Raw genomic sequence first — 11,835 nt, forward strand, 5'->3', positions numbered from 1 at the left:
TCAGGCATCAAAAAAGCCGGGACGGTACCCGGCATCGGCAGAAGAAAGAAGTGCTACAGCAGGGGCATGTCCTCGGGGATGAGCCCGAGTGCCTCGCCGAGCTGGCGGACGATGAGCAGCGCCCTGTCCGCGAGGTCCTCGTACTCGCGTTCTACTTCGTCGCCTGTCAGGGCATCTCGTTCGGCCCCAAGCTCGGCATACTGCGTTGCCCACCTGGTGACCTGCCCAGTCATTGCCGCATCGACCCGTCTGGTTTGCTCCCGGAAGTAGGCATCCCAGTCGCTCTGCTCCAGAGTCGGGTCCTCGGACGTCTTGACCGTGTGAGCTTCAGCCTCCCCGGCGATGAAGTCCCTCATGTCTACTGCGGCCTCGTACTCGTCATCGCCGCTGGGGCCGTCTGCGGCTTCGTCCCACCGCGCGATCAGGAGCAGTGCCGCACCGACGTCGAACGTCACCCGTCCCCCTCGTTCACCATCACCTCGATGTACTCCTTAACCCTGTTGGCGGAGTCGATCAGGTTGCCTAGCTCCTCTAGAGCACCGGCCCAATCGCCGTCCGTCATGAAGCTCTCTACCTGAGACTCCATCTCGCTGATGCCGTACAGCAGGTCGTACGCATCTTCCTTGTTCACTCGCCTTCCACCTCAACCTCGATGACCTCGCGATCCGCTGTGAAGTCGAAGGCACCGGTTTCCCGATCTGCCAGCACCTCCGCGAGCCGATCCCTGTCCAGCTTGCCGTCCTCGCCAATCAGCTCCTCCTCCTCCAGCTCCGTGGCGTTGAAGTAGTAGCTGAAGTGCTCCGTGGTCTCCCACTCCACCCGGACGTACTTGGGTCCCTTCTCCTCGGGGGGATCAGGGCACTTGTGCTCGACCGACCACCGAACGGCCTGCTCCAGATCTCCGGAACCGAGGTAGGGGGTCTCTGCCATCTCACCCTGAATAGGCTGCGAGCAGCTACCGCAGATCAGGATCAGGTCCCCGTCGTCGGTCACCTTGAACTGGATGCTCTCAAGGCTGGTTGCTTCCATGGTGTAGATCGTCATGCAAGTTCCTCCATTTCCATTGATGAGGCACATGCGCCGCAAATCGCACCCCATTGGTCGAACTTTCGCTTGGACATCCGCACGAGGTACGGCGTGCCCTTCTCAATGTCGTAGGCGGGGCAGTCGAGGTTGGGGCAGACGATCTTGCGCTGCCGGGTTGTCTGCTTGGGCAACACCCGCTGGAGGGCGGCGTGGGGGTACAAGCCGAGACCTCTGGTGGCCACTCGTCGCAGGGCCCACTTGAGTTCCGGGCTTGCCGGCGTTGATGTCATCGGCGCTTCAAAGCCCAGCGCCTTGGCGAGAGTGGCGAACGGGCCCGAGTGCCCAACCCCGCCGCCAACGACCGCGTGAACCAGCTCGTGCAGCAACGTCTCCAGGACGTCGATGGGGTCATCCAGGTACGGATGAACCAGCAGATGCGGCCGACCGTCCTTGCTGCTGTAGTGGCACTGCCCGATCGTCTTGCCTGACCGGGCGCCGGTCGTCGGAAAGGAGACCGAGACGTAGACCTCCGGTACCTCAAGCTGCTGTTCGGAGATCCAGGGCGTCATCAGCTCCACCGCGTGGCGTAGCCACCCCTCGCGTGTCTCGTGCATCGAAACCCCCTCTCAGGTCCAGGCCGTCAGCGCCCCAGGCCGTCACGTAGTCGGTCATGCAGGAGTCGGAACAGAACTCGCCCGCCAGGACCAACGGCCGGGTCGAGGAGCACCAGGAGCACCGCTCCCCCGGGGAGGTCTCGTCGGGTGCGTCGACGTGTCGGCCGCCGTGGACAACAACGGAATCGATCACGTTCTTCGAGAAGGAGTCGTGCGCCCACACCTCGAATTTCCACCAGTCCGGATTCGCTCGAAGCCAGGCCACGGCCGCGGGCGACTCTCTTGCCTGACGAGCGTGCTCCTCGATGCGCCAACGAAGATCGGCGTCGCCGTCCTTGCCAGACACGGTGAACCCCATGTCGGGCAGGCCATCAGCGCCAACGCTGTGGAACACCCCGCCCCGGTTAGTCACGACCTCATCGCGGTCCCCCGTGGCTCCCCAGACGTACCGGGCCTCTCGGCGTACGGGGTAAAAAATGCCAAAGGCATCGGTGAGCATCCACAGCTCCGCCCACCGGGTGACGCACTCGCCTCGCGAGTGCGCCTTCACGCGTCGGTTCGACGCGACCTTCTTCGCCGAGTGGGTCTTCCGGCCGCACGGCTTGCACCGCTTTGGCCGGCGTCCCTTGCCCGCCCACGAGAGTGGGGCTTCACAGTCTGCACACTTCAACTCGATCAAGCGGCCACCAGCTCCCGTTCGTCATCCTCGGTGCCCGGCTCGTGGTCCAGGTCCACCAGGCGCAGCATGATCGGCGGGCGACCCCCAGTGCTCGCGCCCTTGAACACTTCGACCTGTGGCAGCTTCTTGAGCGCGGCCATGATGGCGGCCCGCTTGGTGTTCCTGCCGATGTAGTCCCAGAGTTCGGTCATAGTCATCGGGACGAGTTCGAGGGTCACCGGATCGAAATTGCCCTCCAGCGCCTCCAGGATCTTTTCGTGAAGCGGCGCGTCCCCCGTGTTTGGCAAGACATGCCGGACGCTGGCAACTGCGTAGCGGACGAGTGCGAGCGCTGAATCCAGGTCCTCCACAGAGACCTCGTCCCGTCCATCACCCAGGGCATACAGGGCGGCAACGCGGATTAGATAGGCGAGCGACCTTTCGGCCATCTCGCTGAGGGTTTCGTTGTCCTCGGTGAGCGCCTCGCAAAGGGGGCGATGATACGCCTCGAAGACCTCGGCGACGTCGTTGGGCACCTTGACCGTCTCCCGAGAAGCCGCCCAGATACCCATCTCCTTGAGAAGCTTGGCAACCGTGGCGACGGTCTCCGTCGAGTCAGGCCCGTTGAAGACGGGTACATCCTTGCTCTTACGCACCAAGATCGCCAGGAAACGGTTGAACGTGCCGCCCGTGGCGTCCTTGCTTCCGGAGATCGCTCCCCAGTTCTTAGGCTGCACGTGCATCACGAAGCCAAAGTGAGGCTCCTCAACAACGAAGTCGGCCTTCGCCGTCTTGTGCGCAATGGCTTCGCCGTCCCACCCCTTGCGAAGGTAGACACCCACCTTCACATCGCGCTTAGCATTCGAAATGAAAGTGTCCCCCTCCTCCTCAAGGACGAAGACGGGATTCCCGCCGTGCTCGTTGAGCGTGGTCATCAGGCCGAGGCCAGTGGCAGGGATGCCACTGATGACGTTGTGACGCGCGAAAGCCGGAAACGCCTTGTTGATGACCGGCATAGAGATCCGGGCCGTGGCACCCTTACGCCCGATCCCAGACTTACCGATCAGCACAAACCACGTAGCCAGCGGACTCGTTCCGCGGCCGGTCTCGACCCGAACATGTGGGCCAAGGTAAGCACTGAACGCCGCCATGAGCGTAGCCATCACCCCGACCTTGGCACCTTCGGTGAACGCGTCCAACTCCTCGGCGAGGAAGCCGAACGCGTTTGCAAACGCGATCTCCTCAATCTCAGGTTCGATCTCCGTAGCCATCATCCAAAGTCCTTTCGGAGTGTGGATCGGACAGGGACACGGCAAAGGGCAGTCCCGGAGGACTGCCCCTCACTGAATCCGTCCGATTAGGTTTTACTCGGACTCATCGCCCGTATAGTGTGATTCGCCGGGCTCATCACCTGTCGAGTGGTTAGCAATAATCGCTTCAGCAACCCACTCCTCCCCGCACGCATCAAACAACGCAGCTAGTGCTTCGGCTTCGTCGCAGGTCATGAAACAGTGATAGTCCTCCGGGAGGGCCTGGGCGAGTTCTTCCCACACCTTCACAAACTCACCGGCGGCCCTGACGATCTCCTGGGTTTGCTCATCCGTGTAGGCACTCATCAGGCAGCTACCACCAGTAGGCAGGAAGGGCAACACGCCGTTTCCTTCACAACCCGCCAGCCCTTACTTCTGGCCCGAAACTCGGCCTCCTCGATGGTGAAGTTCTCAGGGCCGTCATCGACTTCAGCGCACTCGTCACAGGAAATCTCGTAGCTGAGCCATTCCTTCACCGACATCTACTTCCCCTCCAGCTTCGACCAGTCGGCAATCTTCTTGATTTGGAATATCTCAGCGTGGTGATAGTGGCCGTTGATGTCGTACCAGGCACGTGCGGCGTCGAGAAAATCGGATGCAGAGTCAAACTCACGACTGGTGAACTCAGTCGACCAACTCTGCTTACGGCCTGAAGGTTCGATGAATTGCGTTCGCAGCTCGTAGTACTTGGAACTCACCTGGTTCGCTCCTTGATCTTCTGCAAGGCGGTTGGGTCCGTCGTTGGAGCCTGCTTGATGGCTTCGCGCTTGAGCGCCTTCCGAAGCTTGTCCTCTTTGGACAGTGCGTCTCCCTTGTAGACCGTCCGGGCATGGAAAAGGCCCCGCCAACGCGGGGCCTCAACCAAACCGATCACGGGCTAGGCGAAGTTCCGATGTTCATGGCCTCCATCCGCTTCCAGGCCATCTCACCGCCAGCCATAAATGCCAATGCTGTCAACTCGACGTAGGGGGCTTCGAAATTAGGTGGAAATGCCGTACGCGGGTCATCGTCTAGGGGCGCCAGGAAGACTCCGTAATAAGCCTCTGCCCAGCGCCAAAGGCGTACTTCCAGCTCCTCCAGTTCCTCCAGCGTCAGTGCTTCGAACATCAGCCCTCCAAATACCTGATCACGGTTTCCAGGGTCCCGGACATATCGTCGGAGACCTCCCAATTCCATCCGTTAGGGCCTGCCCAGAACTTTCCGCTGGGCGCAAGGCGGACCTGAAACCAGTAAGTGCGGGGGAAGCCGAATTTGGAGATCTGCCAGAGACCGCCCCGAATTGATACCCCTTCGTCAACCAGGTCGGTTCGGTACACATCGCAGGCGGTTCCGTTGTAGACGAACGGCACCGTTTCCTGCTCGGGGATGTCCGTCCAGGCTCCCAACGGGCCGGGCGGTGCGGTGAATCCCGTGTACGGTTCGATCTTCACTCGTCCATCCCCCACCGATAGCCCTCGATGTCCCCAGCCGTCATTTCGTTGCCGTCGAAGGTGACCACCTCGATCGCCCCGGAGGCGCACGTTCGCCGCCAGGTCGTAGGTTCGTCATCGCCGAGCAGCTCCGGTTCGAGCCCGCAGTACGTCAGCGTTGGAGGCATGTCGTCAAACAGGTAGCCGCTACGTCCCACGATTCACCCTTTCGTTGGCTGATGAGCCATGAGAAAGGCCGGGCACAAGGCCCGGCCTAGTCAAAGCTGATCAGACGCACGCGAAGATATGAGTTCCGGACGGGCCATCGATGTCATCGAAGTCGCAGCGCCATGCGATCTCATCGATCTCAACCCGGTATCCAGGAGGAGCCGGGTCGCCATACGCCTCTTCGTAGAAGTCGAGCGCGTAGTCTTCGAGGCTGCGCCAGCATCCGTGATACGCGTCCTCGAAGTAGTCCAGGGCGTACTGGATGTCCTTGTGGTACTTCGCGTATAGAAGGAAAGCTTCGCCGGTCCACTCGTCGTCCAGCATGAGCTGAATAGCGATCAGGACATCCAAGGGGGTCTGAGTGCTGACCGCGAGCGGGGCGTCGATCTTGTCGATACGCCACTCGAACATGGTCAGCTCGGTGAAGATGTCGTCCTCGACCATGTAGTGGTCGGAGTACTCCGCCAGGTCGATCCACTGGCCGAGATGGACACCCATGGACTCGGCGATCAGGCTGACGACGTAGATGCGCATCGCACTCCTCGGGGCATAGAAGAGGCCGCCCCGGTTGGGGCGGCCTGGACGATGTCAGGGGTTGGTGACGTCAGAGAGCAGTGAGCTGCGGGAGGTACTCGTTCACGGTGGTCAGCTCACGTTGGATCTGGGGCAGGAGAGCGGCATCGTCGGCGACCTCGAACGTCTCTCGGTATTCCTGGGTCTTGTAAACCCCTGCACGGAGGACCTGCATCAGGCGCAACCAGTCGCCGTGACTCACCTCGACCTCCCCGCCCCAGGGGCTCCGGATCGTGTAAACGCTCACGCGGCCACCTCGTACTTCTTGCAACCCGTGTGCGTGGCAGTCTTCTTGCCGCGCGTCTTGGTGATGCAGTGGTCCACTCCCCCACACGGACGGGGCTTGGCCGGCTTCTCGGCCTGGACCTCCTCCGCGGAGTGCACGAGCTTCAGGAAGTCGGCAGAACCAACCTCCACCAGCTCGGTAAGCGGGGTGTCCTGCGGGTAGCCGCCCTTGGCTCGGTTGTCCTGCTTCCGAGCCCGGCGCCGCTGGGCCGGGGTGAGCGGTCGGCCCCTTCCCTCGAACACCTCGGCAGCGACGGTGGCAAGGTCGGTGCTGTTCCAGCGGTGGGTGCGGACCACCTCCTGCCAGCGGTAGTTCGTGCGACGGGTGTTGTTGGACAGGGCAGTGGCGTTGGACATGTGTGCTCCTCACACGGTGGATGGATGAAAGAAGTCCTAGACAGGCGAAAGCCCCCGGCCGAGCCGGGGGCCAACGTCAGTCGAGGGCTAGAACAACTCCTGGTCGGCGAGCTTCACTGCCCGAGAAGTCCGGCCAGTTTTGCATCGACCTTCTCGATAGTTTCCCTCCACGGGTGCCCCGTGTCCTGACTGCTTTGAACGCGGCGCATCCATATCCGCTGCAAAACCGACGTGTTGATGCCCAGCCACCCGATGAGATCAGCGATTGGGGTCCCCTCCATGTCCTCGGGAACCTCCAGATCAAACGCTGCGAGAGCTTGACCAAAGATGCAGCCCGGTTGTGTCCCGTCAGCGTTGTACTGACAGTCACGATGAGACCCTCGGTCGTAAACGTAGTCAGGTTGCTGGTCCGCCAGGTCCCGAACCTTGCTCTCGATCTGCTCAAATGTCACCTGGGACATACTCTCCGACCTCTCTGCTCGTACGTCGTTTACACGTGCTCTAGAGGTCGGCCACGAACGCGTCAGCCTCACGAATAGCTTCCATCCAGGTGCCCTGCTGGTCCTGGCGGAACTGGACAATCCGCGCCCACGCCCCCTGCTCTACCGAGAATGGAACGCCCAGCCAGTCAAGGACCGCCCCGATCGAGGTACCCTCCATCTCCGTCACAATACGGACACCCAGGGCAGCAAAAGCCTGCCCGAAGATGCAGCCGGACTGCCGGTCATCGGCGTTATACCGGCAGATCGCATAACCCCCACGGAAGTACACGTGGTTGGGCTTGTCCACAGCCAGCTCTCGGACCTTGCTCTCAAGCTGCTCAAAGGTAATGTCAGCCATGTGTGTGCGTCCTCTCCCTAGTCCCCTGCGGACTACAAAGCCCCCGGCAATGCCGGGGGCCAGATAGACAGCAGGGATTAAGCGGCAGTGAACTCGCGGTGCAGCTTGATCACCTCGTGCCATGCCTGATCTAGCAGGGCGTAAGTGGCGTTGATCTGCTCCAAGCTGAGATCGATATCGTCCTCAACGATGAACCCGAGCTGCTCGGCCTCGTCATCTGTGAGGTCGTTCAGTGCGGCCGTGCCGTAAAGGTAATCCCCGTAAAGCTGCCCGAGAATGCACAGGACACCACTCTTCATACTGAGCCGGTCCAGCTTGATCAGGTTCCACCATTCGTCCTCGCGGATAGAGGTGAGGAGCGCGGCTCCCTTGAGTGCGCGGAGCTTGGCAACGCTGTAGCTCACGGCCACGGAAGACCGGCGGGCCTTGATCAGCTCTCGCCAGACATCCGTCAGCTCGTCGTAGGTCTCGTACAGCGGCCGGTCGCCGTAAGGCTCCAGGAGGAACCCGTACTCGATTGCGTCATTGTCGCTCCATCCGAAGCGGTTGAGGGCCGTATTGAAATCCTCGTAAAGCTGCCCGAGGACACAATCAAGTCTGCTGTCCATGTTGAAGCACGAAAGATCAATCGAATCCGCCCAGAGCGGCTTCTGTTCGTTCAGAAAGGCGGCACCCTTCGCCGCGCGGGCCTGGAGCTTGTCGTGGATTTCGATAGCGTTCATGGTCTCCCTCTCAGGTCGTCCTCTGTGGACTGAACAGCGCCCGGCTTTGGCCGGGCGCCAGACGGTTCACAGGGCGTCGAAGACGGTCATCTGGCCCTTGAGAGGCCACTCGTAGGTCGCGTTTTGCCAGGCCCCCAGCAGGGCGTAGCCCGCATCCGTCAGGTCCTCGACCTCATCCCGGTCGACGCACCTCAGCTCGACCCCGCGACTGGCCAAGGCCAGGAGGAAAGACTCGTCCCACACACCGGGAAAGGTGACGTCCCGGTGCCCCTCCGCCTCCCGGTAGATGTCGTGCTCCCACATCAGCTCCCAGAACGCGTCCTCCATCTCGTCCAGGTCGACATCGAGCCCGGTGAGCTTGTAGATCTCGCTCTCGGTGTCACCGCGGAGCCACGAGTCCCACGCCTTCTCCGCACGTTCGTCAAGGAGCTTCCCGTGGTCCTCTTCGTCGTAGATCGGGTACTCGTGACGGAGGCCCATCAGCACCTGGACAAGGTCCATGGCTTGTTCGGCGGTCTCAACGTCCAAGCCGAAGTCGGGATCGATTTGAAGCCCGTAGCCGTAGTGAGCCCAACCCTGCGTGCTGTTGATCAGTAGGTCGGAGTAGTCCCGCGCAAGACTGCGCTGGTTCGACTCGTTGACGTCGTCACCCGAATAGTCCGAACCCGACCACGGACCGATCAACTCCAGGGTGAAGCCACCCGTGCGATAGTCGAAGTCGATCCCGTGCGCCAGGTCGACAATTCGGGCGTCGATCAGGGCCTGAAGAGCAGGCGAGACGGCCGTGTCCTCCGGGTCCTGGCGCTCTTCGAAGAGTCCAATGCCACCGTAGTAGTAGGCGTGCAACACCGACATATTCCTACCTCCGAAGCCACTCAACGATGATGAACAGCGCCCCAACAAGGGAGCCGACGAGTGCGGATATCTGGACCACTGCGAGTAGTCCAATCACGCTGCCCTCCGGTCAGTACGAGGTCTCGAAGGACTCGCAGTCCGGGCCCTCTCCCCGGCCCTCAATGGGCCAGGGCTCCCAGTCCTTCCATTCCTGGCGGGAAACCTTTCGCTGCCACTCCCCACGCTCGGAGCGCTTCCAGTGACGGCGTCCCTCCCGACGCTCCTTTCCGGGCGGGGGATTGTCGGTGCAGTGCTTGCCGCAGTACCTGCACTGGTTCTGATTGCCGAGCATCTGGGCGTCGACCAAGACAGTTCCTCTCTATGGTTCGTGCGTCCACTGCGAGGCCCTTGCGAACAAGGGCCTCACAGAAGACACACGCACTACATCAGTGCGGGCAGTTAATTCCGGTGCACGTCGGGTGCAGGGAAACGATGAATCCCCTGACGACCTTGTGCCCGGCCTGCTCACAGAGGTAGGCCCACTTCGGGCAGGTTCCGTAGCCGATGCAGTATCCGGCCTCGTCGTACGCATACCAGGCGGAGCGACGCTTCATTGTTTTCCCCTCTCATGGTTCACATGGCCACCACAAAGCCCCGAAGGGCTCCATGGAAGTCAGGTGACTCAGAAGGTCCGGTCCGAATAGAGCTTGTAGCCGTCCTCCTGAAACTTGAGGATCAGCGTTTCCGGCGTTTCCGCCGACTTGTGCGTGTCGGTCACACTCCCTACTCTTTTCACGACCAGCGTGAATTCCTCGTGGACCCGGATACTGATGACGTCGTCGGGGCCATCCGTCAGTGTGATCTCTCGCATTTCACTTCCTCGGATAGGAAAGCGTTAGTGGGTGGAGTGGATCGCGCCGTAGCGGGCGACGATTTTCGGGTTCTTACGGAGGGCCTTCTCCAGCTCCTCCAGGGAGATTCCGGCCTGCGTGGCAAGCTTCTCTAGGCGGGCCTTGTTCAGCCTTCCGAGATTCACTTGCAGCCCTCCATGCGAATTCCGCTGGCACGCTTGGCGTGGAGCTGCGCGTGAGCCTTGGTGTCGTGACCCATTCCGGCGTGGATGGTCTCGGCGTAGTCGGTCGCGATGAGCCCGCCCTTGGGCTTCATCGGCTTGTTCTTCAGGGGCGGCGCGATAGCCGCTTCCCTGCGCTCCATCTCGCGGCGAATCCGCCGCTTGGCACGGGCCCGCTCCTGCGAGGGACGGCGCTTGGCCGTACCCCAGTCGGAGCGCAGGCCGTCAGGCCGGTCCGAGGTCCGGTACTGCTTCCCACTCCTCGCACCCTTGGGGCGGTGCTGCGTCTGCTTGGCGTCCAGGCGCTCACCGCGCCGGACGTTGACCATCCGGCCCATGGTCCAGGGGCCGTCACCCGTCTTAGCCATCCCCGCTCCTGCTGTCCACTCACTGTCAACTCACTGTTTCAGGGCAAATTTTTTAGCCCAGCGGCCAGGGCAGGAATCGAACCTGCCGCCTCCTGGAAGGAGGCCCATTTCTGGCCTTCGTCTGATCTGGACAGGGAAGGTTCTTACGTAACTCACGCTCCGTCTGCGGAGCGGATTGCCTGTCCGTCGTAGTGCGAGCAGAGCCGTGTGCTCGCGATTGTGCGACCGTTGCCTTTCGGCAACGCATCGCGTACACGGTGCCGAGCAAGAGAAAGCTTGGTCATTGGACTCGTCTAGGCGGTCGGGTAGCTTGCTCGCTGGGCTTCAATCGGCACGTCTCACGACGTTCCGCCGAGCCTGTCAGCGAGGGCATCCCCGAGCGTTCTATGGGCAGTCCTCAGCCCCAACACTCGTCGGCACACTATTCATGGAATTTGGCTTTCGGGCTGGAAGTTGTTCCCCCGCCTTACCTCCGGCAAGACACACCAGGGTGATCTAGGGGGCTTGCTTCCCTAAGCACGATTCCATGTTGAGTTATCAAGAAACAGCAGCCCTACCCGCCAGAGCATTCACCCGTCACGCGGCCGATTCGTGTCACTCGCACCCTAGGCGCAAACTCCCTAGGACTACGGCCGCCCTACCGCGCCCTTTCGGGCGCTTGGCTACCTCTCTGGCGAGAGGCCCCGCCCGATCTTGCTGGGCGGTTGTTGCATTTCCAACCTAGTCCGACTGTCCACTCACTGTCAACTCACTGTTTTGGAAGGCGATTCGGTGCGGCATCGCTCGTGCGATCCGTTCTACCGATTTCCTCCCAGTGAGCGACTGTGTTGGTCGCCTTTCTGGGTTGGGTTCCGATTCAAGCGCGCTTTGTGGCGACTGTCAACTCACTGTCTCGGGTCGAATTCGTGGCAGCGGCACCGTCCGTGCGGTCCGTTCTTGCCCGTGATTCGGAGACTCGGTTTCCGGTCGCCGCGTGACGCGGCTTTCGTCGGGCGTTCCGTGGATATGACGGCCGATTGGCGCTGGTCCGGCGCGCCGCTTTCGCGGCCTTCCGGGTGCCAGCGGTTCTTGCCGCCGCACCTCCCCGGCCCTTCCCGCCCGGTTGTGCTGGACGGTCCGTGCTGGGGTGGAACTGGGCACCATCTTTCGGCACTGTCCACTCACTGTCAACTCACCGCATACATCTTTCTTACATTCGCCCTGGTCAGGGGGCGAATATTCGTTCTCTGGGGTAGGGCACTAGGTAGGGTCAGAGAGGGCACTGAGTAGGGCACAAACATAGTGTGACCTGGGCAAACAGCACTGAGAGGCGAGAGGCGCAGCCCACTGGACGAAAGAAGAAAGTCCAGGTCGCCAGCGCGTAAGCGCTGGTCAGGGGGTGGGGGGATACCCAGGATCATGCGTATATACGTGGGAGGATAGTCTCCCCTCTTCGGGAATGTACAAGTCTGGGACATGTCTTTTAGTGGCTCCGCAGGCACTAAAAGCTACGGTCGACCTGGGGAAACGCTCTAGATCACAAGATAGTAAAACTAGGGG

Annotated in this window: 22 protein-coding genes; all 22 read right to left on the minus strand. The window is 61.5% G+C overall.

What is annotated here, in order from left to right; translation table 11 throughout:
* Positions 1-53: 53 nt before the first annotated feature.
* The 22 genes from P696_RS0131420 to P696_RS0131530 all read right to left on the minus strand — a co-directional run bounded on the left by P696_RS0131420 (position 54) and on the right by P696_RS0131530 (position 10,296).
* Positions 54-455 (minus strand): hypothetical protein, encoded by a 402-nt coding sequence (locus P696_RS0131420; RefSeq protein WP_026415435.1) that lies wholly within the window; start codon positions 453-455, stop codon positions 54-56.
* Entirely contained in the window at positions 452-631 is a 180-nt protein-coding gene (locus P696_RS0131425; protein WP_026415436.1) for a hypothetical protein, read from the minus strand. The genes P696_RS0131420 and P696_RS0131425 overlap by 4 nt, the downstream gene beginning before the upstream one ends.
* Positions 628-1,044: a hypothetical protein gene (locus tag P696_RS0131430; protein ID WP_026415437.1), complete on the minus strand. Its 417-nt coding sequence runs from the start codon at positions 1,042-1,044 to the stop codon at positions 628-630. The genes P696_RS0131425 and P696_RS0131430 overlap by 4 nt, the downstream gene beginning before the upstream one ends.
* Entirely contained in the window at positions 1,041-1,595 is a 555-nt protein-coding gene (locus P696_RS53150) for a hypothetical protein (protein ID WP_051468416.1), read from the minus strand. The genes P696_RS0131430 and P696_RS53150 overlap by 4 nt, the downstream gene beginning before the upstream one ends.
* The gene (locus P696_RS56440; protein WP_170026635.1) at positions 1,564-2,139 is read right to left on the minus strand and encodes a hypothetical protein; all 576 of its coding nucleotides are present in this window, start codon (positions 2,137-2,139) and stop codon (positions 1,564-1,566) included. Before P696_RS56440 ends, P696_RS53150 begins: the two co-directional genes overlap by 32 nt.
* Before the next feature lie 176 nt (positions 2,140-2,315).
* Positions 2,316-3,572, minus strand: coding sequence for a DUF3987 domain-containing protein (locus P696_RS0131445; protein ID WP_026415439.1), 1,257 nt, complete (start codon positions 3,570-3,572; stop codon positions 2,316-2,318).
* A 90-nt stretch (positions 3,573-3,662) separates the two neighbouring features.
* Positions 3,663-3,950 carry a hypothetical protein gene (locus tag P696_RS0131450; protein WP_157430033.1) on the minus strand — a complete coding sequence of 96 codons (288 nt, stop codon included), beginning with the start codon at positions 3,948-3,950 and terminating at the stop codon, positions 3,663-3,665.
* Positions 3,951-4,090: 140 nt separating this feature from the next.
* Positions 4,091-4,306, minus strand: a complete 216-nt coding sequence (locus P696_RS0131460; RefSeq protein WP_026415441.1) for a hypothetical protein — start codon at positions 4,304-4,306, stop codon at positions 4,091-4,093.
* 172 nt (positions 4,307-4,478) lie between these two features.
* Positions 4,479-4,715, minus strand: a complete 237-nt coding sequence (locus tag P696_RS0131470) for a hypothetical protein (RefSeq protein ID WP_026415443.1) — start codon at positions 4,713-4,715, stop codon at positions 4,479-4,481.
* Positions 4,715-5,038: a hypothetical protein gene (locus P696_RS0131475; protein WP_026415444.1), complete on the minus strand. Its 324-nt coding sequence runs from the start codon at positions 5,036-5,038 to the stop codon at positions 4,715-4,717. The genes P696_RS0131470 and P696_RS0131475 overlap by 1 nt, the downstream gene beginning before the upstream one ends.
* Positions 5,035-5,235: a hypothetical protein gene (locus P696_RS0131480; protein ID WP_026415445.1), complete on the minus strand. Its 201-nt coding sequence runs from the start codon at positions 5,233-5,235 to the stop codon at positions 5,035-5,037. Before P696_RS0131480 ends, P696_RS0131475 begins: the two co-directional genes overlap by 4 nt.
* Positions 5,236-5,305: 70 nt before the next feature.
* Positions 5,306-5,779, minus strand: coding sequence for an antirestriction protein ArdA (locus P696_RS0131485; protein ID WP_026415446.1), 474 nt, complete (start codon positions 5,777-5,779; stop codon positions 5,306-5,308).
* Positions 5,780-5,849: 70 nt separating this feature from the next.
* Positions 5,850-6,065 (minus strand): hypothetical protein, encoded by a 216-nt coding sequence (locus P696_RS0131490; RefSeq protein ID WP_026415447.1) that lies wholly within the window; start codon positions 6,063-6,065, stop codon positions 5,850-5,852.
* A complete protein-coding gene (locus P696_RS0131495; RefSeq protein WP_026415448.1) occupies positions 6,062-6,460 on the minus strand; it encodes a hypothetical protein in 399 nt (132 codons plus the stop codon). Before P696_RS0131495 ends, P696_RS0131490 begins: the two co-directional genes overlap by 4 nt.
* A 113-nt stretch (positions 6,461-6,573) precedes the next feature.
* The gene (locus P696_RS49365; RefSeq protein ID WP_157430034.1) at positions 6,574-6,912 is read right to left on the minus strand and encodes a hypothetical protein; all 339 of its coding nucleotides are present in this window, start codon (positions 6,910-6,912) and stop codon (positions 6,574-6,576) included.
* Between the two features lie 49 nt (positions 6,913-6,961).
* Positions 6,962-7,300, minus strand: a complete 339-nt coding sequence (locus tag P696_RS0131505; RefSeq protein WP_026415449.1) for a hypothetical protein — start codon at positions 7,298-7,300, stop codon at positions 6,962-6,964.
* A 77-nt stretch (positions 7,301-7,377) separates the two neighbouring features.
* Positions 7,378-8,022, minus strand: coding sequence for a hypothetical protein (locus P696_RS0131510; RefSeq protein WP_026415450.1), 645 nt, complete (start codon positions 8,020-8,022; stop codon positions 7,378-7,380).
* Positions 8,023-8,088: 66 nt separating this feature from the next.
* Complete coding sequence (locus P696_RS0131515; protein ID WP_026415451.1) at positions 8,089-8,877, minus strand: hypothetical protein; 789 nt, start codon at positions 8,875-8,877, stop codon at positions 8,089-8,091.
* Positions 8,878-9,302: 425 nt separating this feature from the next.
* Entirely contained in the window at positions 9,303-9,470 is a 168-nt protein-coding gene (locus P696_RS56445) for a hypothetical protein (RefSeq protein WP_157430035.1), read from the minus strand.
* Positions 9,471-9,538: 68 nt separating this feature from the next.
* Positions 9,539-9,727 carry a hypothetical protein gene (locus P696_RS0131520; protein ID WP_026415452.1) on the minus strand — a complete coding sequence of 63 codons (189 nt, stop codon included), beginning with the start codon at positions 9,725-9,727 and terminating at the stop codon, positions 9,539-9,541.
* A 24-nt stretch (positions 9,728-9,751) separates the two neighbouring features.
* Complete coding sequence (locus P696_RS56450; protein WP_157430036.1) at positions 9,752-9,892, minus strand: hypothetical protein; 141 nt, start codon at positions 9,890-9,892, stop codon at positions 9,752-9,754.
* Positions 9,889-10,296 (minus strand): hypothetical protein, encoded by a 408-nt coding sequence (locus P696_RS0131530; protein WP_026415453.1) that lies wholly within the window; start codon positions 10,294-10,296, stop codon positions 9,889-9,891. Before P696_RS0131530 ends, P696_RS56450 begins: the two co-directional genes overlap by 4 nt.
* Positions 10,297-11,835: the final 1,539 nt, after the last annotated feature.

This window comes from Actinomadura oligospora ATCC 43269, assembly GCF_000518265.1.
In the GTDB taxonomy this organism is placed as follows: Bacteria; Actinomycetota; Actinomycetes; order Streptosporangiales; family Streptosporangiaceae; genus Spirillospora; species Spirillospora oligospora.